This is a genomic window from Alteromonas sp. BL110, from assembly GCF_003443615.1.
Taxonomy (GTDB): domain Bacteria; phylum Pseudomonadota; class Gammaproteobacteria; order Enterobacterales; family Alteromonadaceae; genus Alteromonas.
This window is the reverse complement of sequence record NZ_CP031967.1, coordinates 3,528,002-3,550,338: the sequence shown is the minus strand read 5'-3', so window position 1 is coordinate 3,550,338 and position 22,337 is coordinate 3,528,002. Positions and strand designations below refer to the sequence as shown.

General features: G+C 44.3%; 17 protein-coding genes and 1 tRNA gene. 12 read left to right on the top strand and 6 right to left on the bottom strand.

Annotated elements, in window-relative coordinates; all coding sequences use genetic code 11:
• Positions 1-112: 112 nt before the first annotated feature.
• The 4 genes from D1814_RS15325 to apbC all read right to left on the bottom strand — a co-directional run bounded on the left by D1814_RS15325 (position 113) and on the right by apbC (position 3,881).
• Positions 113-189: transfer RNA gene (locus tag D1814_RS15325), tRNA-Pro, on the bottom strand.
• A 136-nt stretch (positions 190-325) separates the two neighbouring features.
• On the bottom strand, positions 326-1,762 hold the full coding sequence (locus D1814_RS15320; RefSeq protein ID WP_118493854.1) for an SLC13 family permease: 1,437 nt from the start codon (positions 1,760-1,762) through the stop codon (positions 326-328).
• 142 nt (positions 1,763-1,904) lie between these two features.
• On the bottom strand, positions 1,905-2,498 hold the full coding sequence (dcd, locus tag D1814_RS15315; protein WP_118493851.1) for a dCTP deaminase: 594 nt from the start codon (positions 2,496-2,498) through the stop codon (positions 1,905-1,907).
• Positions 2,499-2,774: 276 nt separating this feature from the next.
• On the bottom strand, positions 2,775-3,881 hold the full coding sequence (gene apbC, locus D1814_RS15310; protein WP_118493848.1) for an iron-sulfur cluster carrier protein ApbC: 1,107 nt from the start codon (positions 3,879-3,881) through the stop codon (positions 2,775-2,777).
• A gap of 108 nt (positions 3,882-3,989) precedes the next feature.
• On the opposite strand from apbC, the gene metG reads away from it, so the two are divergent.
• Together metG and D1814_RS15300 are read left to right on the top strand one after the other, a co-directional pair.
• On the top strand, positions 3,990-6,017 hold the full coding sequence (metG, locus tag D1814_RS15305) for a methionine--tRNA ligase (protein ID WP_118493845.1): 2,028 nt from the start codon (positions 3,990-3,992) through the stop codon (positions 6,015-6,017).
• Between the two features lie 380 nt (positions 6,018-6,397).
• Positions 6,398-7,237 (top strand): mechanosensitive ion channel family protein, encoded by an 840-nt coding sequence (locus tag D1814_RS15300; RefSeq protein ID WP_118493842.1) that lies wholly within the window; start codon positions 6,398-6,400, stop codon positions 7,235-7,237.
• Between the two features lie 183 nt (positions 7,238-7,420).
• On the opposite strand, the gene D1814_RS15295 is transcribed toward D1814_RS15300, so the two are convergent.
• Positions 7,421-8,278 (bottom strand): class I SAM-dependent methyltransferase, encoded by an 858-nt coding sequence (locus D1814_RS15295; RefSeq protein ID WP_118493839.1) that lies wholly within the window; start codon positions 8,276-8,278, stop codon positions 7,421-7,423.
• Positions 8,279-8,362: 84 nt separating this feature from the next.
• Here D1814_RS15295 and gloB point away from each other — a divergent pair, with 84 nt between their 5' ends.
• From gloB to D1814_RS15275, 4 genes are all read left to right on the top strand, one after another.
• Positions 8,363-9,154 (top strand): hydroxyacylglutathione hydrolase, encoded by a 792-nt coding sequence (gloB, locus tag D1814_RS15290; protein ID WP_118493836.1) that lies wholly within the window; start codon positions 8,363-8,365, stop codon positions 9,152-9,154.
• Positions 9,155-9,218: 64 nt separating this feature from the next.
• Positions 9,219-10,883 (top strand): lytic transglycosylase, encoded by a 1,665-nt coding sequence (locus D1814_RS15285; RefSeq protein WP_118493833.1) that lies wholly within the window; start codon positions 9,219-9,221, stop codon positions 10,881-10,883.
• A gap of 79 nt (positions 10,884-10,962) precedes the next feature.
• On the top strand, positions 10,963-12,000 hold the full coding sequence (locus D1814_RS15280) for an ion transporter (protein ID WP_118493830.1): 1,038 nt from the start codon (positions 10,963-10,965) through the stop codon (positions 11,998-12,000).
• Between the two features lie 113 nt (positions 12,001-12,113).
• Complete coding sequence (locus tag D1814_RS15275) at positions 12,114-14,273, top strand: TonB-dependent siderophore receptor (RefSeq protein ID WP_118493827.1); 2,160 nt, start codon at positions 12,114-12,116, stop codon at positions 14,271-14,273.
• Between the two features lie 78 nt (positions 14,274-14,351).
• Here D1814_RS15275 and cysS read toward each other — a convergent pair whose 3' ends face one another.
• Positions 14,352-15,734, bottom strand: coding sequence for a cysteine--tRNA ligase (cysS, locus tag D1814_RS15270; protein WP_118493824.1), 1,383 nt, complete (start codon positions 15,732-15,734; stop codon positions 14,352-14,354).
• Between the two features lie 184 nt (positions 15,735-15,918).
• On the opposite strand from cysS, the gene D1814_RS15265 reads away from it, so the two are divergent.
• The 6 genes from D1814_RS15265 to gtfA all read left to right on the top strand — a co-directional run bounded on the left by D1814_RS15265 (position 15,919) and on the right by gtfA (position 22,212).
• Positions 15,919-16,410, top strand: coding sequence for a peptidylprolyl isomerase (locus tag D1814_RS15265; RefSeq protein WP_118493821.1), 492 nt, complete (start codon positions 15,919-15,921; stop codon positions 16,408-16,410).
• Positions 16,411-16,546: 136 nt separating this feature from the next.
• Positions 16,547-17,272 carry a UDP-2,3-diacylglucosamine diphosphatase gene (gene lpxH, locus D1814_RS15260; RefSeq protein WP_118493818.1) on the top strand — a complete coding sequence of 242 codons (726 nt, stop codon included), beginning with the start codon at positions 16,547-16,549 and terminating at the stop codon, positions 17,270-17,272.
• Positions 17,273-17,577: 305 nt separating this feature from the next.
• On the top strand, positions 17,578-18,192 hold the full coding sequence (locus D1814_RS15255) for an OB-fold-containig protein (protein ID WP_118493815.1): 615 nt from the start codon (positions 17,578-17,580) through the stop codon (positions 18,190-18,192).
• Between the two features lie 18 nt (positions 18,193-18,210).
• A complete protein-coding gene (locus D1814_RS15250; protein ID WP_118493812.1) occupies positions 18,211-19,980 on the top strand; it encodes a flotillin family protein in 1,770 nt (589 codons plus the stop codon).
• A gap of 185 nt (positions 19,981-20,165) precedes the next feature.
• Positions 20,166-20,345, top strand: coding sequence for an oxidoreductase-like domain-containing protein (locus D1814_RS15245; RefSeq protein ID WP_118493809.1), 180 nt, complete (start codon positions 20,166-20,168; stop codon positions 20,343-20,345).
• A gap of 370 nt (positions 20,346-20,715) precedes the next feature.
• Positions 20,716-22,212: a sucrose phosphorylase gene (gene gtfA, locus D1814_RS15240; RefSeq protein ID WP_118495408.1), complete on the top strand. Its 1,497-nt coding sequence runs from the start codon at positions 20,716-20,718 to the stop codon at positions 22,210-22,212.
• Positions 22,213-22,337: the final 125 nt, after the last annotated feature.

Here is a 22,337-nt window from a genome sequence, read left to right as displayed (position 1 = left end):
GTATGAGTAAACCAAGCTACATATATGCTACATGGTTTAAAAAATCAGAGTTCTCTTTGCTACATATACTGGGGATGATATTTGTAACTTTCTGATCATTAAAGATATAGATTGGTCGGTGTGAGAGGATTTGAACCTCCGACCCCTGACACCCCATGACAGTGCGCTACCAGGCTGCGCTACACACCGACCGAAAGAGCGAGTAATACTACTCATATTTGTTCACAATGCAACGAGAATTAGCAATAAGCCTGTTCAAGCGCTCAAATGCTAACCATCTTTGCAAATTTCTACATTAAAACACCTAGTTGCCGTTTTTTTGATATCAGGCCAAAGTGACGTAGCACACCGCGGTTACCACAAGTGCAACCAACACGTTTAGCATTATGCCTTCTCTTGCCATGGTTTTAATATCAAACTTTTCCGTTGAATAGGCAATGGCATTGGGAGCGGTTGCTACTGGCAACATAAAAGCACAACTTGCGCTAATGGCAGCCGGTATCATCAGTAATTTGGGGTCAACGCCTACAGCTAAGCCTGCTGCGGCCAATATCGGCATTAGTAATGTAGACGTTGCTGTGTTTGAAGTAATTTCCGTTAAGAAAGTCACGAACAGGCAAATACCCAGTACTAGTAGTAATACAGGTAAGGTCGCAAGGCCTGTTAACCATGAGCCCATCAATACGCTTAAACCCGACGACATAAACGCTTTCGCAATACAAATTCCACCTGCAAACAGCAGCAGCATTCCCCAAGGAATATCGTTTGCGGTTTTCCAGTCTAGCAGCTTATCGCGGTTACCTTTTGCATCTACTTCGCCATTGTCATTGCCGCTATTGGTGAAAAACATAGCGGCAACACCTGCAACGGCTATAGTGCTATCACTGATGGTGGTCACGCCTATCCAAGCGGTCCAAAAAGGTCTGAATATCCACGCCATTGCTACCGTACCGAAAATGGCAAGCACACGCTTTTCCGCTTTTGTCCACGCGCAAGGTACAGGCAAATCGATATTGCCCACTTCTTTAATTCCCCGCGCTAACCACAAGGCCATAATAGGCACACCAAAAACAACAATCGGTACGCCAGTTTTCATCCATTCAATAAAGCTGTATTCCATACCTTGTGTTTCTTCATACACGCTCATGAAGATAATATTAGGCGGCGTGCCAATGGGTGTCCCTACCCCGCCCAAACTTGCTGAATAAGCAATACCCAGAATTAGGGCCACGCCAAATCTTGGGTTATCGACCGCATTAATAATGGCAATGGCCATTGGCAACATCATTAACACCGTGGCGGTGTTACTAATCCACATACTAAGGACTGCGGTGGTGAGCATAAAGCCCAGTACCAGTTTAAGCGGGCTGCCGCTGCCTGTTATACGCAGCATGTAAATAGCAAATCGCTTGTGTAAGTTCGCACGTTCAAGCCCTTTTGACAGCATAAAAGCCGCCATTAGCAATATAATGACATGACTTCCTAGGGCAGACGCAGCTTCGCTGTGCGACAGCACGCCGAATAATGGAAATAACGCGAATGGCAGCAGCGAAGTAGCGGGAATGGGGAGCGCTTCGGTTACCCAAAGTATTGCTACAAAAAGGGTGATCGCGGCGGTAAATATAATCTCGCTGGGCTGATTTACAGCCCATAAGCCCATACCGCTAAGAACAGAGGCGATAAACGCGAAAAGGATAATACTGTTCTTACGTGTTGGCTGTCGTTGTTGGGTATCTGAAGAAGGTTCAGGATTTGTGTGCATTGCGCTTCCCGTTACTAATCGCTTTATTATAAGTGCTAGCGCCTTAGTTATAGGCCCTAATTATTGCTCTTATATTTTCTATCAGTAATTAGCGGGAAACGCACGAGGCTTTTCCAAAAAAGTTGTTTTTAGGTTGTTTTTCTCACTTACTTTCATCGTCAGACGAAATACGGCTGGCCACTGCACCGGCTTGATCTTTATATTTGGCATCAACTCTGGCGTTATACGGTTTTTCAGCTGGCGCTGATAGCACTTCAAAGCTCAGTGCGCCTATTTTCATTTTAGGGCGAAGCGCAAGTGGTAATTTACCGCTGTTGTAAAACTCAAGAACGATGTTGCCAGACCAACCAGGATCGATTCGATGCGCGGTTACGTGCACCATTAAGCCCAAACGTGCGAGTGAAGAACGCCCGTCTAACCAGCCAACGATGTTATCTGGTAAAGTTACCGATTCGTGCGTAATGGCAAGCGCCAGTTCGCCCGGGTGCAAGAAGAACGCTTTCCCCTCTTCCAACACAATTTCGTCGCTCATTACGTGGTCCAGCGCCTCTTGTACTTGCGCTTTTGGGCCACTCAAATCGATGAACGGCGCTTGATGGTCTTCAAACACACGAAATTTGTTACCAAGGCGGATATCTACCGTTACACCGCTAATCTGATCATAGTTAGGTGTAGGCTCAATTTTTATTTTTCCATCTTGAAGATGTTGGTAGATATCGCGGTCGCACAAGCGCATGGTGTATTCCTCATTTCGTTAGGCCGCTATTATGCGTTTGTCACCGCATGCATTCAACTGCTCAAAGGCTTGTTTTATCTGCTTTTGCGCAATTTTTATAAAGTTTTAGTCAATTTTAAATTTGAGCACCAAAACTTGCCTCTATTTTTCCTTAATTAAGCATCTAACTAGGCTTTGAACTATATTTTCTTAACTTTTGCACACTATGTGTCAGCACTTAATTCTACTCTTTCATCCAACCTTTCCCATCTTTCAATCTTTCAATCTTTCAATCTTTCAATCTTTCCCAAGAATGCCAATAGGGTCGCCTTTAATGTGTTTAACCGCCCCTTTTCGTGGTTCAACCGTAAGCGCCAGCTGCATAGACAGTGCTCGCGCAGCCTCGCGATAGCTTTCACTTAAGGCACCATCAGGCGAGGCCAGTAACAAAGGTGTACCTGCATCGCCATGTTCTCGAATATGAATATCAAGGGGTAACTGGCCTAACAGGGGCAATCCATGGCGCTCAGCCAGTGCCTCTCCTCCGTCTTTGGCAAACACGTAGTCTTTGGTGCCGCAGGCTCTGCATTGGTAATAGCTCATGTTCTCGATAAGGCCAAGCACAGGTACGTTAACCTTTTCAAACATGCTTATGCCCTTTTGGGCGTCGGCTAACGCTAAGTCCTGCGGCGTGGTAACTACCACAGATGCGGTTAGCGGTACTTGCTGCGCCATCGTAAGCTGAATGTCGCCGGTACCTGGGGGCATGTCTACAATCAGGTAATCCAGCACGGGCCACAAGGTTTCATCTAGTAATTGCTTCAACGCTCTGCTTGCCATTGGTCCGCGCCATACAGCCGCGTCTTCCTGAGGAACTAAATAACCGATAGAGTTTGCTACCAGCCCATGTGCCATAAGCGGTTGCATGTGCTTATTATCTTCACTTTCAGGGTGTGCGTTAGGGTTGCCCAGCATTATAGGAATAGACGGCCCGTAAATGTCAGCATCTAAGATACCTACTTTCGCGCCTTCTTGCATAAGCGCAAACGCAAGGTTGATACTGGTTGTAGACTTACCCACACCACCTTTGCCAGAGGCTACCGCAATAATATTTTTGATATTAGTAACAGGGGCAACTTCAGTTTCGCCACTGGCAACGTTTTGCTTAAAAGTAAGCTTATCGGCATCTAGTCTCCCTTTAAGCTGGTTACGCACTTCTTGTTTAAGCGTATCTAACTGAGTAGCAATGCAAAATGGCAAAGTAACGGTAATGCCCGCATTTTCATTTTCTGGCTGACTAAAAGCACACCAAGGTAAGGTATCGTCTACGTCTAGCGAGAAATACTTGGCTAAAATAGCGGCAACTTTGTGAGTTAGCGGCTCTGCTTTGCGAGAAAAGAACATAAAATGCCTTACTAGTAGTAGAATTGTGTGAATTACGAGATGCAAAAAACGCGGTTTTCCGCTAGTATTTGCAGCCATTTTGAAACGCAAAGAATCAATAACGTCATTATGTCAGAAAAACGCCGAATTCTGGTAACCAGTGCGTTGCCATACGCAAATGGTTCTATTCACTTAGGTCATTTGCTAGAACACATTCAAACCGACATCTGGACTCGTTTTCAGCGCCTTCGCGGAAACGAATGTTACAGTGTTTGCGCCGACGATGCACACGGTACACCGGTTATGCTTAAAGCCCAAGAGCTTGGCATTACACCAGAAGAAATGGTGGCTAGAACCCGTGCTGAACACCACCAAGACCTTGTTGATTTTCACGTTGATTACGACAACTACTATGTAACCCATTCGCCAGAAAACAAGGCATTGTGTGAAGAAATTTACACTCGCCTAGATAACGCGGGTTACATTAGCAAGCGCACTATTAACCAATTATTCGACCCTGAAAAAGAAATGTTCCTGCCAGATCGTTTCGTTAAGGGTACTTGTCCAAGCTGTGGCGCAGAAGATCAAAACGGCGATAGCTGTGACGTGTGTGGTGCAACTTACAGCCCAACTGAAGTTAAGAATCCACGTAGCGTGGTTTCTGGTGCTACGCCAGTACTGCGTGAGTCTGAGCACTTCTTTTTTGACCTGCCAAAGTTTGAAGGCATGTTAAAAGAGTGGATCCGCTCGGGTGCCCTACAAGAAGAAATGGCAAACAAACTACAAGAGTGGTTTACCGAAGGTCTACAACAGTGGGATATTAGCCGTGATGCGCCGTATTTTGGTTTTGAAATTCCAGGTGCACCTAACAAGTTCTTCTACGTGTGGGTAGACGCTCCGGTTGGTTACATGGCTAGTTTTAAAAACTTCTGCGACCAGAACAATCTAGAATTTGACGATTTCTGGAAAGCCGATTCTGACGCTGAGCTGTACCACTTTATTGGTAAAGACATTACCTATTTCCACTGCCTATTTTGGCCTGCCATGCTAGAAGGCGCTGGCTACCGCAAGCCAACTGGCGTAAATATTCACGGGTTCGTAACCGTAAACGGTGCGAAAATGTCGAAGTCGCGCGGTACTTTCATAAAAGGCCGTACTTACCTTGACCACCTAAACCCAGAATATTTGCGTTACTACTTTGCGTCTAAATTGGGTGACGGCGTAACCGACATCGACCTTAACTTTACTGACTTCGCACAAAAAGTGAATTCAGACTTGGTAGGTAAAGTAGTTAACATCGCAAGCCGCTGTGCAAGCTTTATCACAAAGCGTTTCGACGGAAAATTATCAGACAACGTGATTGAACCAGAGCTTATTGCTGAGTTCCAAAACGCGTCAGAAAGCATTGCTGCACTATTTGAGAAGCGTAAGTATCACCAAGCTGTGCGTGAAATTATGGCCCTTGCTGATAAAGCAAACCAATTCATCGACAACAACGCACCTTGGGTAACCATTAAAGACGAGACTAAGCAGCAGTTCACACACGATGTGTGCTCGCTAGGTATTAACATGTTCCGTCTGTTGGTTATCTACTTAAAGCCTGTACTACCGGTACTTGCAGAAAAAGCAGAAGCATTCCTAAACGACTCGTTTGACTGGAATTCACTGCAAACCCTATTGAAAGGACACGCCATCAACAAATTTAAGCCGATGATGCAGCGTGTAGAAATGGAGAAAATCGACGCCATGGTTGAAGATTCAAAAGAAAGCCTAGCGCCAGCTGCACCGGCCATCGACCCAGACAGCCCGCTAGCTAAAGACCCTATCAGCGACACTATCTCGTTTGATGATTTCGCAAAAGTAGATTTACGTATTGCTCGTATTGCTAACGCAGAGCACGTAGAAAAAGCCGACAAGCTTTTACGTTTAGAGCTGGATTTAGGCGGCGAAACTAAGCAAGTTTTTGCAGGTATCAAATCGGCCTACTCGCCTGAAGCCTTAATTGGTAAGCATACAGTAATGGTAGCCAACCTAGCTCCTCGTAAAATGCGTTTTGGTATGAGTGAAGGCATGGTACTAGCCGCAGGCCCTGGCGGCGATGAGCTATATATTCTTGAGCCGCACGAAGGTGCAAAGCCGGGTATGCGCGTTAAGTAAGCCTGATAGCGTTCAACATTGAAGTAAGGTGACATTCAGCGCTGTAAAGCGACGGGATGTCACCTTTTTTATTGAGCAATTGATGAAGCGGTCTTATTTATGAAGCCCCAAATCACATAGATAGGCTCAAAACTGAAGCACACTGCCGTTTAAGCTCAATCTTCCCCCACATTCTTTGAGCCTGCCATTACTTACACGTTCTTTAGCCTATTGCTCTATTGCTCTATTGCTCTATTGCTCTATTGCTCTATTGCTCTATTGCTAAATAGGCTACCGACTTCAAATCAACAAACGCACTTTTTCCCCTTGTATTAATTCAAGGCGATCTATCATTCTTTCCTTAACGTAACGAGGGTGTTTAATCATCGAAAGAGGTACTTATGGAAGATTTGTTCGGGACTAATATCGATTTATCGGAATTAACCGAAAAAGCTATATCACTGGTGATGACTTATACCCCCAAATTGCTATTGGCTATTCTTACTTTGGTGGTGGGTCTTTGGCTAGTAAATCGTTTTATAAACCTATTGGATCACCGAATAGGTAAAAAGGACCCTACTTTAAATAAATTCTTATGCGGACTTATAAGTGCCGTTTTAAAAGTAATGTTGTTGATTTCCGTTGCCTCTATGATAGGTATTGAAACCACCTCATTTATTGCCGTGGTTGGGGCAGCAGGTTTGGCTATTGGTTTAGCATTACAAGGCAGTTTGGCTAATTTTGCTGGTGGTGTGCTAATACTGATTTTTAAACCCTTTAAAGTGGGTGACACCATTGAAGCAGAAGGGCATTTGGGGTCTGTCGCAGAGATACAAATTCTTTATACTGTAGTTAACACCTTTGACAATAGGCGTGTGGTTATTCCCAACGGGAATCTATCCAATGCCACATTAACTAATGTTAGCGTATACGACAAACGCCGCTGCGACATGACATTTGGCATTGGCTACGATGACGATATCGACAAAGCTAAGAAAATTTTGCAGCGTTTGTTTGAAGAGGACGAACGCTCATTGACCGATCCAGCACCTAGAATTTGTGTTGGGGGATTAGGTGATAACTCAGTCGATCTAATGTTTAGACCCTGGGTCGGCACCGATGATTTGTGGCCTTACTATTGGGACATGCAGGAAAAAGTTAAAAAAGCTTTTGACGAGGAAGGCATTAGCATCCCTTATCCACAGCGAGATGTTCATCTCTATAAAGCAAACGACGAGTAACCTACCAATATGGAGATAGCTTTGTAAGCTATCTCCTATTTTTCGTTTTGCAATTTGGCTTATAAACTCAAAAGCCTGTTGATAAGGAATATAACAGCATAGCGAGTGTTGCGAATACTTAGTCGTCTGTCATCATCGTCACACACCTAATAACGAAGCGCGTTGCATGTGCGTGAATCTATATTAACGCAATGAACGGTTCGCTGCCGACGTCCTTGCACTTGCTCCTACCGCTGAGAAACTGGGTTTTAAATTGCGTTTCGGTTTTATCGCTGTCATAGGAATTACCCGCTTTTTCGCGAGTATTACATATACCGCGCTACACCAAGGCAAGTAAGACGCTAAATAATTTTGAAGCTTAGCGGCCCCTTTCCACCGTTGCTGAAAAAATAGCGTAGAAAACAATATCTGACGCTGTTCAACAATTTCAAAGCCCAATAACTGAAGCCAATCTTTGATGCGATATGACGTAAAAAAGCGAGCATCATGCAAAATATTTCCGCGCTTAACGGGCAGGAATTTAGCGATACCGGCAAGGCTTAAAGGGTTAAACCCACTGATAATGACGTAACCATTTTGCGTAATAACACGGTCTACCTCTCTTAAAATCTCATGGGGATCCTGCGCAAAATCTAGCTCGTTAGCCAATAAAAAGCCATCAATACTGTTTTCTGCAAAGGGTAAGGAGTGCGACTGTCCTACGACCGTATTTTCTCTGCTAATTGACGATTCGCGACTTTCATCATGAAACTGTGAAGAAGAAACATTGTTGTCTGAGGTATCGCCAAAGGCGGAGTTAGCGTTTAACTGGCAGCCAAATTGGTTATCAAATGGCACCTGATTGATATGATGCCTTATTGGGCTAGTATTTAGATTAATTTCGGCACTTAAAGAGCCTAGCTTGGCAAAATGATACCCGAATATACGCTCAGCGTAATCGCTACACACAGTATTCACGGCATCGCGGATGTGCTCGCCTGCGGGAAAATTATCCCAGCTTGTAGGGTAGCGAGGCGGTTTGGCTTTAAAGGCCGATCTCATTAACACTGCGCGCTCTTAGGTTGCTCTGCTGTTCACAAGCCCCTATAGTAACGCATAATTCTACCTACACAAGCAGGTACTCTTATGACGGCAGAAACGCTTTCTTCAGATGTAACTATTCATCCTATTCCCGCTTTCACTGACAATTACATTTGGTGCATTCACAACGGCAACAGCGCTATAGTCGTAGACCCAGGCGATGCTGAACCTGTGTTGGCTTTCCTTAAAGCCAACAATTTAATGCTTAGTGCAGTTCTGATTACTCATCATCACAGAGATCATACCGGTGGTATTGCTAAGTTAGTGTCCACCGTACCGGATTTACCGGTTATAGGGCCAAGAGGCAATCATATAAGAGGCATTACTAAATCTGTTGCTCAAGGCGATACGGTTTCACTTCCCGTGTTCAAAATGGCTCTGCAAGTTATGGAGGTCCCAGGTCACACGCTTGATCACATTGCATTTTTTGGTCACGGCATACTATTTTGCGGCGACACACTGTTTTCTGCAGGCTGTGGGCGTTTATTTGAAGGGTCACCAGAGCAAATGCATCATTCTTTGAATAAGTTAAAGCGATTGCCTGATACTACCAAGGTGTATGGCGCCCACGAATACACGCAGGCTAACGTTGAATTTGCTCTTGCTGTTGAGCCTGATAATACCGCACTGAACGACTACGCAGATTGGGTAAACGCTAAGCGAGAACAGAATCAACCTACTTTACCGAGTAACCTCAAAGAGCAAAAAAGCATAAACCCATTTTTACGCGCTCATGAACTTTCCGTGAAAACTGCTGCCGAAGCCTATTGCGAAAGTAACCTGGCGGATGATGTAGCAGTGTTTGCTGCGGTTCGCCGCTGGAAAGATGAGTTTTGATGCAAAAGTAAGCCGTTTATCGTAACATTGCCGGTTTGCAGTGCTCCAAGAGGTTTCTTCATATATGCAGTTGAAGTTTTTTTCTCTATCGCCATTGTTGTTGGCGATAGGTTTAACAGGTTGTCAGATAACAAATAATAATAGTGACAATGCACAATTAGAGAGTAGCGAAAATGCTTTGTTAGAAGCGTGCAGTGAAATTTATAGCAACGAAGAAGCCATTTCTGATTGTGAGCTAGCAAGAGATGGCGTTGTCGAAGTGGTTCATCCAAATGACGATACGCTAGCAGAAAGTGCCGAGATTACCGCTACACCTGACATGCATACGCAAGCTGTTGTAACAGACGTGTGGGAGCGTGCTAGCGCAAACTTCGCTTTACCCATACCTGACAATAAACGCCTTAGTTCGCAAAGGAAATGGTATTTAAAGCATCCAGAATATATGGCTCGCGTGGTTAAGCGTGCTAAGCCCTTTCTTTATTACATTGCAGAAGAAATTGAAAAGCGTGACATGCCGATGGAGTTAATACTCTTACCCATCGTAGAAAGCGCGTTTGATCCCTTCGCCTACTCTCACGGTCGGGCGGCTGGTATGTGGCAATTTATCCCCGGCACTGGAAAGCGATTTGGTATGGATCAAAACTGGTGGTACGACGGGCGTCGCGACGTTGTTGCCTCAACGCAGGGGGCGCTGGACTACCTTACCTACTTAAACGAAATGTTTGATGGTAATTGGCTGCATGCGCTAGCGGCTTATAATAGTGGTGAAGGCCGTGTTCAACGAGCAATTAAAGCTAACAAACGTGCGGGAAAACCCACCGATTTCTGGAACTTGAATTTACCCAAAGAAACCCGTGCTTATGTACCGAAGTTACTGGCCCTTGCCGATATTCTTAAACACAAAGATGAATATGCGTACTCATGGCCTGAAGTAGAAAACGTGGCCGTCATTGAAGTGGTGGATATTGGCTCTCAGGTGGACTTAGCATTTGCAGCTGAACTTGCCGGTATGTCTTTGAAAGAGCTTCATGGATTGAACCCTGGGTTCAATCGTTGGGCCACATCCCCAGACGGTCCGCACCGCTTAGTACTTCCTCTTGATAAAGCCGCAGCGTTTTCGCAAGCTCTTGCTAAGATTGATAAAAAAGAGCGTCTTAACTGGGTACGCCACACCGTTAAGCCCGGCGATAGCTTAGGTAAGATTGCAAAACAGTACCATACCACCGTGAAAGTACTGAAAAGAATAAATGAGCTGGACTCTTCTATGATCCGAATAGGTCAACCGATAATGGTACCTGTCGCGCTTCAAGAGTTAGACAGCTATACCTTATCGCAAGAGCAACGTTTAGCCAGTTTGCAAAATAGCAGCGCGTCTCAGCAAAAAGTGCGTTATACCGTTAAATCCGGTGATACGCTTTGGGACATTGCGCGTAAGTACAAAGTAACTACTAAGCAGTTAGCAAAATGGAACGGTATGGCGCCGGGTGATACGCTTCGCCCAGGTAAAGCTTTAGTTATTTGGCAGAAAGGCAAAGAGCAAACTGGCGTTACCAAGAAACTGACCTACACGGTAAGAAACGGTGATTCGTTATCTGTGATTGCAAACAAGTTCAATGTTAAGGTAAGTGACATTGGCAAGTGGAACTCACTAAACACTCAGCGCTATTTGCAACCTGGTCAAAGACTCAAACTGTATGTGGACGTGACAAGGTTGAACGCATCGAGCTAGTGATCCAACATAAAATAGCATTAACGCGTTTTGCTTTCAGCGGACATATCATGCGTTAAATCACGAAAAGGATATGGAAATGCTAAGAATTAACCGAGAAAATTTGCGAAATAGTCACGAGACGCCTTGGTTAATTTTAGATTTAGTCATGCTAGGTATACTATTCGTAAATCTAGCATGGCTTATTTTCGATGCCCTCTATGCTACAGACTTTGTGTACGGTCTATTAGGTACATATTTTCCAGCTTTCCTTACCGCTTACAATCCAATTCACGCCAACTTTTTGTTGGTCGATTTAGTCTTTATTGCCATATTCTTTACCGAATTTTGTTTTCGGTGGGCTGTTGCTATTGTTCGTAAAGAGCACTTACGCTGGTACTTCTTCCCATTTTTGCATTGGTACGACATTATTGGCTTAATTCCAACAGGCCCTACTCGTCTATTTCGCTTCTTAAGAATACTCTCCATACTGCATCGCTTGCACAAATTCAAAATTATCGATTTATACCAAACCGCGGTCTTTCGCTTTTTTGCCTTCTATTACGATGTTTTCGTTGAGGAACTTAGCGACAGAATTGTTGTTAAAGTGCTGAGCGATGCGCAAAAAGACATCTCAGCAGGCTCGCCTTTGTTAGATGATATTAATGCACAGGTATTGGCTCCCCGTCGGCCTGTTATAACGCAGTGGATGGCTGGCGTAATTAATCATTTAGGTCAATCTATACAAAGTGAAGAACACGGCGAAGTGATTCGAGAGCACGTACGAAAAAGCGTGGGAAAAGCGGTGAGAAGTAATGCACAAGTCTCGTCGCTGCATTACCTTCCTGTTATCGGCAAAACCATTGAAAATACATTAGAAGAGTCAGTCACCGATATAGTTACTACGTCGCTAGTAAACCTGTTAAGCGACCTAGATGCAGAGCGCATTGACCACTTTATTTCAGTGGGTATGCACGACTATACCTCTACTGCAGACGCGCTAGATAAAGAAGTGCTTAACGTCGTAAACGAATGTTTAGAACTGGTGAAAGCCCACGTTGCACAGCAGCGCTGGAAATCACATTTAACTGAAAAAGAAAGCGCTATGCCAACGGGTAATCCGGACATAAATCGGTAGATGAAGCCCGCTTCCAGCAAACAAACGCAACAGCTAATAACAACTATTATCATTTCCTTTCAAGTGATAGACTAAGTCTTCATGTAAACATCTATCATTCGAGGAAGGAATCTATGGCGTTTAGTAAGCCATCATCAGCGAAACCTAGTACTTCAAAAACGACTATTTTTTCATTGTCAGCTATTGCGTTAGCTGTTTTTGCTTCAGGGAATGCACTTGCTCAGCAAACTGAAGAAGAAAAATTAGAACGCATTGAAGTAAACCCCATGCAGTCGTATAGAAGTACGGCAACTAAGTCATCGCTTCGCCCTATTGAATCGCCTGTAAGCATTAGCGTTATTGATCAAGATTTACTGCAGCTTCGACAAGCTGATTCAGTGAATAAGGCGCTGCGTTACGTTTCTGGTGTTACTACTGAAAGCCGCCCTACTATTACTATTTTCGACCAGTTTACTATTCGTGGTTTTACAACATACCAGACGTTCTACGACGGGTTGCCACTGCTCACTAATAATAGTTGGAATCTATATCCTCAAGTTGATGCGTTCGCTACTGAATCTCTAGAAATATTAAAGGGTCCTGCTTCGTCTTTGTATGGCCTTGTCCCGCCGGGTGGCATGGTTAACCAAGTGGCCAAATACCCCAAAGATGAAGATGAAACCCTTGTTAGAGCAGCGTTGGGGTCTGACAGTCTATTTGAACTAGGCTTGGATACCGCAGGCGCACTTACCGACAATGCAAGGTACAGGCTTGTTATGTTGGGAAGAAAGCGTGACGGATTTCAAGACACTACAGAAACCGAGCGCTACACCATAGCGCCTTCTGTAACGGTTGATATCAGCAGGGATACAGAACTTACGCTATCTGGTTACTATCAAGATGATCCAGAGATGATTCCCTCAACTCCCCTACCTGGTCAAGGCACCTTATACAGCGACCAGTTTGGAAAGTTAGACGCGAGTACCTATGCAGGAGATGAAAACTGGAATAGTTTTTCCCGCGAAGTGCTTATGCTTGGCTACAAACTAAATCACCAGATTACAGATAGCTGGTCGATACTACAAAAGTTCAGATATACAGATTCAGAAGCGCTTCAACGCAATACTTACCATTCAGCATTAGACGCTGAAAACAATTTATACCGCTCTGCATATTTAACTGACGAAGAAACCGACGGCGTAACGGTAGATACTCAAATCGCAGGGCAAATCGTTACTGGCGAGATAACCCATAACCTTTTATTTGGCGTCGACTATCAAGATTCTGATTCCACAGTAGCCTATCGCGATACGCTAGGCACGAATACGCCGCCAATCAACCTAGTCAATATTGATAACGATCTTTTTGACATTAACACGCTTCCGCTCGACTTCTACCAAGAAGATCATGAAATCGATGTTGAACAACTCGGTTTTTATATTCAAAACGAAATGCAGTTTGACAACATCACTGTGTTGTTAAACGGTCGCTATGATAACTTTGAAAGTACCGATGTGGCTGCAAATGTTTACGACGGTTTCGAGTACGGTAACACTACTGAGATTGACCAAGACGAATTCTCAGGCCGCATAGCTACTATGTATACCTTTGATTCGGGTTGGCGCGTATACGCGAACTACTCGGAGTCTTTTGAACCTGTAACAGGTGTAGACTCGTTAACTGGTGAGGCCTTCAAGCCGACCACAGCCGATCAAGTTGAAGTAGGTACAAAGTTCCAATCGAGCGATGGCGCAACCACGTTTACAGGTGCTTATTTTGTTCTCACTAAACAAAATGTTGTAGTAAATACGCCAGATTTTCTTCAGCGTACCCAAACTGGCGAAGTTGAGTCGCAAGGGGTTGAGCTTGAGTTAAATACAAATATCACTAATGCCCTCTCACTTCAGGCCAACGCAACTTTCTTAGATATGGAAGTGACAGAAAATGAGCTAGACCCAGCGGAGGTAGGCAATACGCCGGTATGGGTAGCCGAAGAAAGTGCTTCAGTGTGGGCTAATTACCTATTTGACGACAGCCTAGATGGTTTTATGATAGGCGCAGGCATACGCTACGTGGGTGAGACACAGGCTGACAAATACAATACCGACCAAGTGCCTTCATACACCTTAGTCGATGCTGTTGTCACTTATGACATGCCAGAGTATGACCTGAGGTTAACAGGTAGTGTAAGTAACTTGACCGACAAAGAATATGTGGGTTCTTGTTACGATACCAACAACTGCTGGTTCGGTGCACAGCGACGCTTCGAAGTGGGTATAGAAAAGCGCTTTTAAACGATACAAAAAAGCCCAGGTTACGTGGGCTTTTTCAATCTATAAAACTCTCAACGAACGCTTGTCGATTCCGGCTAGCTACGCTTTTCGCCACGTCGTGCCGCTTGGGCCATCTTCTAGCACTACACCTTTCGCATTTAATGCATCACGTGCAGCATCTGCGGCTGCCCAGTCTTTCGCTGCACGAGCATCGTTGCGCTGTTTAATTAACGCTTCAATCTCTGCTGCTTCGTCGTCATTGCCTTCACCGCCTTTTAAGAAGGTGTCTGGGTCACTTTGAAGCATACCCAAAATTGCGCCAAGGCCTTTAAGAACAGCAGCCAGTTTGCCCGCTTCTTCAGCGTTATCTTTTTGGCGGTTAAGCTCACGCGCCACGTCGAATAACACCGAAAAGGCTTCAGGCACGTTTAAGTCATCATTCATAGCTGCTTCGAAACGCGCTAGATAGCCACCGTAGCTAAGGTCTGTACTCTCATCTACTACAACACCACGCAGCGCAGTGTACAAGCGCTCTAACGCTGCTTTTGCTTGAGTGATGTTGTCTTGCGAATAACTTAACTGGCTACGGTAATGGGCCGACATCAAGAAGAAACGCAAAGTTTCTGAATCGTGCTCTTTGAGCACATCACGCAAGGTGAAGAAGTTGCCTAATGACTTAGACATCTTTTCATCATTAACTTGAACCATACCTGCGTGCATCCACACGTTTACGTAAGGTGTGTCATAAGCGCAGCACGACTGAGCCACTTCGTTTTCATGGTGTGGGAAAGTTAAATCTGAACCTCCGCCATGAATATCAAAGTGCGCACCAAGGTGCTTGTGGTTCATAGCAGAACACTCAATATGCCAACCCGGACGGCCTTCGCCCCATGGTGACTGCCATGCTGGCTCACCAGGTTTGGTGGTTTTCCACAATACGAAATCTAGCGGGTCGTCTTTACCTGCCGCTACTTCAACCCGGGCACCAGCTTTAAGCTGATCTAAGTCTTGTTTGCTTAACTTACCGTAATCTTCATACTTGCTTACGTCGAATAGTACATCGCCGCTTTTAGCTTGATAGGCATAGCCTTTGTCCATTAGACGCTGGATGATTTCAATGATCTCATCCATATGACCACTTACTGTTGGCTCAACATCTGGTTCTAGTAAGTTAATCGCCGCAAAGTCTTCGTGCATCATGGCGATAGTACGTGCAGTTAACGCTTCAAAACTTTCACCATTTTCATTAGCGCGAGCGATAATCTTATCGTCGATATCCGTAATATTACGCACGTACTTCACTTCTAAACCAAGATGACGCAAGTAGCGTACTAAAACATCGAAACTTAGGTAGGTACGGGCGTGCCCCATATGACTTAGGTCATAAACGGTTATACCACACACATACAAACCCACTTTCCCTTCTTGAAGCGGAACAAACTTCGCTTTTTCACGGGTTCGGGTATTGTAAAGATGTAGCATGTCTATATTTCCTATTTGTCATAATTTTGGGGCGCAAAGTTTAGCACTGTCACGATTTAAATGGTACAAGCCTTTTGCAGCGATATTGCCGCCATTTGCCATAACCGTCTCTTTGCGCTATCGACTCGTTTTGCGCTAAAATGCCCCCACTTTGCATATACGCTAACACACAGGACAAACCACAATGGTTAAGTTAAAAACAAATTTCGGTGACATCACCTTAGAGCTTTTTGAAGATAAAGCACCTAAAACAGTAGCTAACTTCCTTTCTTACGTAGAAGACGGCTTTTTCGACAACACTATCTTTCACCGTGTAATTAACAACTTTATGGTCCAAGGTGGCGGTTTTACGCCTGATATGGAACAGAAAGATACTAAAGAGCCTATCGAAAACGAAGCTGACAACGGTGTTGCGAATGAAGTAGGTACCATCGCGATGGCGCGTACTCAAGACCCACACTCAGCTACCGCACAATTCTTCATTAACGTGAACAACAACGACTTCCTTAACCACACTAGTAAGTCTGTAAATGGTTGGGGCTACTGCGCGTTCGGTAAAGTGGTTGAAGGTATGGACGTGGTAGAGAAGATCAAAGCGGTTAAAACCGGTAACAACGGCTACCATCAGGATGTACCTGTTGAGCCAGTGATCATTGAAAAAGCAGTTGTGGCATAAGTAACGGCTTAGATAACTGTTAAAACAACTGGCTAAATTTTGGCTTGGCTGGAATGCTTTTCAAAACAAGCCTTTAGCTACATTAAAGCCGCGTGAACGTTAACGCGGCTTTTTAAGACCACACTTAAGAAGATTTATGTCGTTCACCTACTTCATTGCTGATTTACATCTAAGTGCAGACCGCCCAGATATCACCGAATGCTTAATGCGCTTCTTAAAAGAAGACGCCATTAACGCCGATGCTCTATATGTTCTTGGAGACTTATTTGAAGTATGGATTGGCGACGACAACATTACCCCATTTAACACCGCTATTGCATCGGCCTTCAAAGAAGTGAGTCAGCACTGCCCTATTTACTTTATTCACGGCAATCGCGATTTCGCTATACGAGAAAAGTGGTTATCGAAAGCCGGTATGACACTGTTAAACGAACAAGAGGTCGTAGACCTATACGGTACACCTACCCTACTGACCCATGGTGACGAGTTATGTACTCGTGATGTTGCCTATCAAAAGTTTCGCAAGAAATCGCGCGGTTGGTGGTGGCCTCGGTTAATGCTTGCCCTTCCTCTATGGTATCGACAGCGTGTTGCCGATAACGGCCGTAAGGAAAGTAAGGCTAAGCAACAAAACCTTAAACCAGACATCATGGATGTTACCCCTGAAGAAGTGGTAAAAGTGATGGAAAAATGGGGCGTGCAGCGCATGATCCATGGCCACACACATAGACCAAACATTCATAACCTTACAGCAAACGGTAAACCTGCGACTCGCATCGTACTAGGTGATTGGTACGACCAAGGGAGTGTTTTAAAGATTACAGAAAACGACGTAATGCTGCAGCAACATAACTTCAATTGATACTCGGTTTTCAAACGAATTCACAATGTTAGTAAATAAATTATAGCTTTACCTCTGTCTAACCATTATGACTCTATTTTTTAGCTAATAAGTTTTTTGTTTTCGGTACTTTTATGTTCGGTACTATTATGTTCGGTACTATGCAATTACCCCTCCCCCTCTTTTCAGCATAACTAAGCAGCGTTGACGTCTTACCAAACATCATTTTTTACAAACTAGCCCAAAGTACATGCGTTGCGCACTGGCTTAATTTTTGTTCTGTGGTATAAAGAACAAAAGCAAGTTAGTCATCATGGACGGTGTAAATGACAGATGTTCTTCTTTCTCCCGCAAATTTCTGGTTTAGCATTGCGCTCATAGCCGTATTTTTTGTTTTCATATTAGAACTTATAAGTACTATTTTCGGTGCAAGCTTTTTGGGGCTTGGCGACGACTTTGCTGAAGTAGATGGCGAAGGCTTTTTAAGTACGTCGTTAGCCAACTGGTTAAATATCAATAAAGTCCCTTTCCTCATATACCTAGTTGTACTGCTGACTTTATTTGGGCTTGCTGGCCTAATGCTTAATGGTCTAACAGCCAGCATATTTAGCATTATCTTGCCTGCCGCCATAGCTGTTCCTCTCGCCCTTATTACTGGACTGCTTGTTACAGCTAAAACCGTAAAAATTATCGCGAGCGTGTTACCAAGCGTCGAGTCTAGTGCGGTCAATAGCGAAGATTTTATTGGGTCCGTGGCGGAAATCACTATTGGCAAAGCAAGCCGGGGGAATCCAGCAGAAGCAAAATTTACCGATCATTATTCTCAGCCTCATTTTGTGTTAGTTGAACCATTCGAAGATGAAGAATTGTTTGCACAGGGAGAGCGCGTCATTTTAGTTCAGAAAAACCAACACAGCTGGTTAGCAACCCGCTACCTATAACCTAAAAGAGATAAAAGTATGGATACAATTCAACCATCTAGCTTGCCGTCAATACTCTTTGTTGCCGGTGCTATTGTTGTAGGGCTTATCGTTATTGGCCTTATTTTTGCCAAACTCTACACCCGCGCGACTAAAGAAACTGCGTTCGTAAGAACCGGTCTAGGCGGCGAGAAAGTGATCAAGGACGGCGGCGCTTTAGTTCTGCCTGTTGTTCATGAAATTATTCCGGTGAACATGAATACCCTTCGTATAGAAGTAGAAAAAATTCAAAAAGACGCACTGATCACCAAAGATCGTATGCGTGTGGATGTAAAAGCCGACTTCTATTTGCGTGTTGCGCCGAACGCTAACGGCATTTCAATGGCCGCGCAAACCCTAGGTACTCGCACCACCCGCGCTGAAGAAGTTAAAAAATTAATGGAGTCGAAGTTTGTTGACGTACTACGTGCCGTAGCCGCTGAAATGAGTATGACTGAGATGCACGAGCAGCGCGCGGATTTTGTACAGAAAGTTCAGCAGAGTGTGGCTAACGACCTTGAGAAAAACGGTTTAGAACTTGAGTCAGTGAGCTTAACTGGATTCGACCAGACAGATCTGCAGTTCTTTAACGAAAACAATGCATTCGATGCAGAAGGTCGCGCTCGATTGACTAAAATTATCGAAGAAAAGCGCAAAGAAACGAACGACATTCAGCAGGAAAACCGTATTTTTATTGAGCAGCGTAACCTAGCCGCCGAAAAGCAATCTTTAGACGTAAAACGCGATGAAGAAGAAGCGCGCCTTGCGCAAGAGCAGGTACTTGCGTTTAAACGCCAAGAGCAAAAAGCTGAAATTGCTAAGCAACGAGAAATGAAAGAACGTGAAGAGCGCGAAGCAGAGATTGCTAAAAACCGTGCTATCGAAGCGGCAGAAATTGAGAAATCTCGTGAGATAGAAACGCAGGAAATTGCTAAACGTCAAGCGTTAGAACAAGCGCGTATTCGTCAGCAGCAAGAAGTTGAAGTTTCAGAGCAAGTGAAGCAAATTGCTGTTGCTACCAAGTCGGAAGAAGAGTCTGCTGCACGCGCTAAAGCTGCGGAAGCTGAAAAGCAAAAAGTGGAAAAAGAAGAAGCAGTACTTACCGCTAAATCGGTAGCAGAAGCTGAGCGTAAGAAACAAATTGAAGTTATCGATGCTCGTAAAGAGGCGGAGCGTGAAGCTGTAGGTATTACCGTTGAAGCACAGGCTAAGAAAGAAGCGGCTGAAAACTCTGCTGCCGCTATTCTTACGGAAGCCAAAGCTGCAGCCGATGCTAAAATGCTGCAAGCCGACGCTGACGAGAAAGTGCTTGCGGTAGAAGCGCAAGGTAAACAAGCCCTTTACGAAGCTGAGAATACGCTTAAGACCGAACAAATTGAGCTACAAAAAGCCCTAGCTATGCTTAAGATATTACCTGAACTTGTCGAGCAAGCGGTTAAGCCTCTTGAAAACATTGAAGGTATTAAAATTCTTCAAGGATACGGTCAAGGTAGCAGCGCTAATGGTGAGCATACCCTTGCAACCTCGGGCAACGGCTTAGCTGAGCAAGTAACACAGGCAGCGCTAAATTACCGTGCTAACGCGCCCCTGGTAGATTCTATGCTGCGTGAAGTGGGTTTAGTCGATGCTGACAAAGGCTCTTTAGCAGACTTAGTTACCGGCAACAGCGATATTTTGGCTAAAGCAGGCGCAGTTAAGCCTAAGCCGGTTGTGGCCGCACCAGGAAACCTAAATGGCCAAACAGCGCAAGACGGCCAACCTACTGATTAATGCTTATTAGCGAAGCAAGAGAAGCTAAGCCCTGTTATTTAACAGGGCTTTTTGTTTTCAGGCGTTTTTGCGCGTAACATTATGTTTTGCGGTTTCAACTTCCTGCGTTTACGGGTGACGTTAAAAATAAAGAATACTCTTAGCGCATAGGATATTTTTGAAAAGAGAAAGTAGGCACAATTTTTATGACGTCACTACCCGAGGAACCAGAAAAACCATTAAAGGACGATTGTTGTGGCGGTGGTTCGTGTTGCCCATGCATTTGGGACGTGTATTACGACAAACTCGCTAAGTGGAAAGAAGCGAAGCGAGAATACGACGAGTTAAATAACAGTGAGTCTTCAAACACTGGGGCAAAAGAGTAACGGTTCCTGCACGCACGTGGGTTTCGTGTTCGCTATTACCTTCTAATGAGTAGCCCTTAAATAATCCTCTTTACCGTAAGATATGCGTATATAAAAACGCCACAAAGCGGTTTAAGCGTTCCATTTTTTAAACTTCTCATTTACAAATATCTTTTCTACTGTTATTTTAACTTAATCGATTAAGTTTCTTTTCTCTGTATGTCTCAACCTAGTTTGGTCAGTCAACAGTGGAAGATTAAGAATTAAGTTAAACCTATTATATGTTCAAATTTGAACCTGACAGACTGGTAATGCTTAATTCGAAGTAATGCGTGCTTGCGAAACAAAAAAGCAGTACGCACTAGCGCATGCTGAATTTTGGAGAATTATCATGTCTATACGCAATGGCGTGCAATTAATCACCTATGCAGATCGACTAGGCGATGGCAACATCGATAGCCTTACAAGTATACTAGAAGGCCCATTAAATGGTCTGTTCACCGGTGTTCACATCCTTCCTTTTTACTACCCTTACGATGGTGAAGACGCAGGCTTTGACCCTATTGACCATACATCGGTGGATGAGCGCCTAGGCGACTGGAACAGCATCAAAAAGCTGGGTGAGTCTGTCGATATTATGGCCGATCTTATTGTTAACCATATGTCTGGGCAAAGCGAAGCATTTAAAGACGTGCTGAAAAACGGGCGCGAATCTACCTATTGGCCACTGTTTTTAACTAAAGAAGATATTTTTAAGGGTAATGACCCAGCGCAAATCGACGAACAAATAGCACAAGTGTTTCGCCCTCGCCCAACGCCATTTTTCAGTGATTATGAAGTAGGCACAGAGACTGGTAGCCCAGAAACGGTACCATTCTGGACCACCTTTACCTCTAATCAAATTGACATTGATGTAGAGTCAAAGTTGGGCAAAGACTATCTATCGTCTATTCTTCAGTCATTTACCGAAAGTAATGTTGACCTTATACGCCTTGACGCAGCAGGCTACGCCATAAAACGCGCAGGCTCGAACTGTTTTATGCTTGAAGAAACCTTTGAGTTTATTGAGGCACTATCACACCGAGCGCGTAACATGGGTATGCAGTGTTTAGTAGAGATACACAGCCACTATCAGACTCAAATCGATATTGCCGCACGGTGCGACAGCGTCTACGACTTTGCTTTACCTCCGCTAGTACTGCACACCTTGTTCACCAAAAATGCAGACGCATTGGCATACTGGCTTTCTATTTCGCCACGCAACTGCTTTACCGTACTTGATACCCACGACGGCATTGGGATTGTTGATGTAGGCGCAAGTGGTGACAAACCTGGTCTTTTAAGTGCCGAATCAATTAACGCACTTGTAGACCAAATACATGAAAACTCTAACGGCGAATCTAAGAAGGCAACAGGTGCCGCGGCGAACAATGTGGATCTTTATCAGGTTAACTGTACTTATTACGATGCATTGGGTAAGGATGACTTCGCCTATTTAGTTGCTCGCGCCATTCAATTCTTTAGCCCGGGTATTCCTCAGGTTTATTACGGCGGGTTACTTGCCGCCCATAATGATATGGAATTGCTTGCCAACACTAATGTTGGTCGTGACATTAACCGCCCTTATTTGTCTTCCGCTATGGTCGAAGAGGCGGTTAAAAAGCCGGTAGTTAAAGGCTTGATGCAGTTAATAACGCTAAGAAACGAAAGCAATGCCTTTAATGGAGCGTTTGACGTAAATTACAGTGATAATGTTTTGACTCTGTCTTGGGTAAATGGCAACAATGCAGCGTCACTACGCGTAGATTTCAACGTGATGGACGCGACGATTAAGACAGTTGCAGATGGTGAAGAAAGCGTATTGTCTATTGGTTCGTTAATCGCTTAAATCATAAAAAGTACGACTACTAACGCGAGTACTGCTATCTGCTCAGTACTCGCCGTTCTTAGCCGTTCTTATCTAATTCGTTGCCCACCATCGTTATTATCAACAGCTTAAATGATTTTATTTAG

What these genes read in the sequence shown, in the direction of transcription:
- D1814_RS15320 (WP_118493854.1), bottom strand. Translation starts at nt 1,762, where the DNA reads ATGCACACAAATCCTGAACCTTCTTCAGATACCCAACAACGACAGCCA.
- dcd (WP_118493851.1), bottom strand. Translation starts at nt 2,498, where the DNA reads ATGCGCTTGTGCGACCGCGATATCTACCAACATCTTCAAGATGGAAAA.
- apbC (WP_118493848.1), bottom strand. Translation starts at nt 3,881, where the DNA reads ATGTTCTTTTCTCGCAAAGCAGAGCCGCTAACTCACAAAGTTGCCGCT.
- metG (WP_118493845.1), top strand. Translation starts at nt 3,990, where the DNA reads ATGTCAGAAAAACGCCGAATTCTGGTAACCAGTGCGTTGCCATACGCA.
- D1814_RS15300 (WP_118493842.1), top strand. Translation starts at nt 6,398, where the DNA reads ATGGAAGATTTGTTCGGGACTAATATCGATTTATCGGAATTAACCGAA.
- D1814_RS15295 (WP_118493839.1), bottom strand. Translation starts at nt 8,278, where the DNA reads ATGAGATCGGCCTTTAAAGCCAAACCGCCTCGCTACCCTACAAGCTGG.
- gloB (WP_118493836.1), top strand. Translation starts at nt 8,363, where the DNA reads ATGACGGCAGAAACGCTTTCTTCAGATGTAACTATTCATCCTATTCCC.
- D1814_RS15285 (WP_118493833.1), top strand. Translation starts at nt 9,219, where the DNA reads ATGCAGTTGAAGTTTTTTTCTCTATCGCCATTGTTGTTGGCGATAGGT.
- D1814_RS15280 (WP_118493830.1), top strand. Translation starts at nt 10,963, where the DNA reads ATGCTAAGAATTAACCGAGAAAATTTGCGAAATAGTCACGAGACGCCT.
- D1814_RS15275 (WP_118493827.1), top strand. Translation starts at nt 12,114, where the DNA reads ATGGCGTTTAGTAAGCCATCATCAGCGAAACCTAGTACTTCAAAAACG.
- cysS (WP_118493824.1), bottom strand. Translation starts at nt 15,734, where the DNA reads ATGCTACATCTTTACAATACCCGAACCCGTGAAAAAGCGAAGTTTGTT.
- D1814_RS15265 (WP_118493821.1), top strand. Translation starts at nt 15,919, where the DNA reads ATGGTTAAGTTAAAAACAAATTTCGGTGACATCACCTTAGAGCTTTTT.
- lpxH (WP_118493818.1), top strand. Translation starts at nt 16,547, where the DNA reads ATGTCGTTCACCTACTTCATTGCTGATTTACATCTAAGTGCAGACCGC.
- D1814_RS15255 (WP_118493815.1), top strand. Translation starts at nt 17,578, where the DNA reads ATGACAGATGTTCTTCTTTCTCCCGCAAATTTCTGGTTTAGCATTGCG.
- D1814_RS15250 (WP_118493812.1), top strand. Translation starts at nt 18,211, where the DNA reads ATGGATACAATTCAACCATCTAGCTTGCCGTCAATACTCTTTGTTGCC.
- D1814_RS15245 (WP_118493809.1), top strand. Translation starts at nt 20,166, where the DNA reads ATGACGTCACTACCCGAGGAACCAGAAAAACCATTAAAGGACGATTGT.
- gtfA (WP_118495408.1), top strand. Translation starts at nt 20,716, where the DNA reads ATGTCTATACGCAATGGCGTGCAATTAATCACCTATGCAGATCGACTA.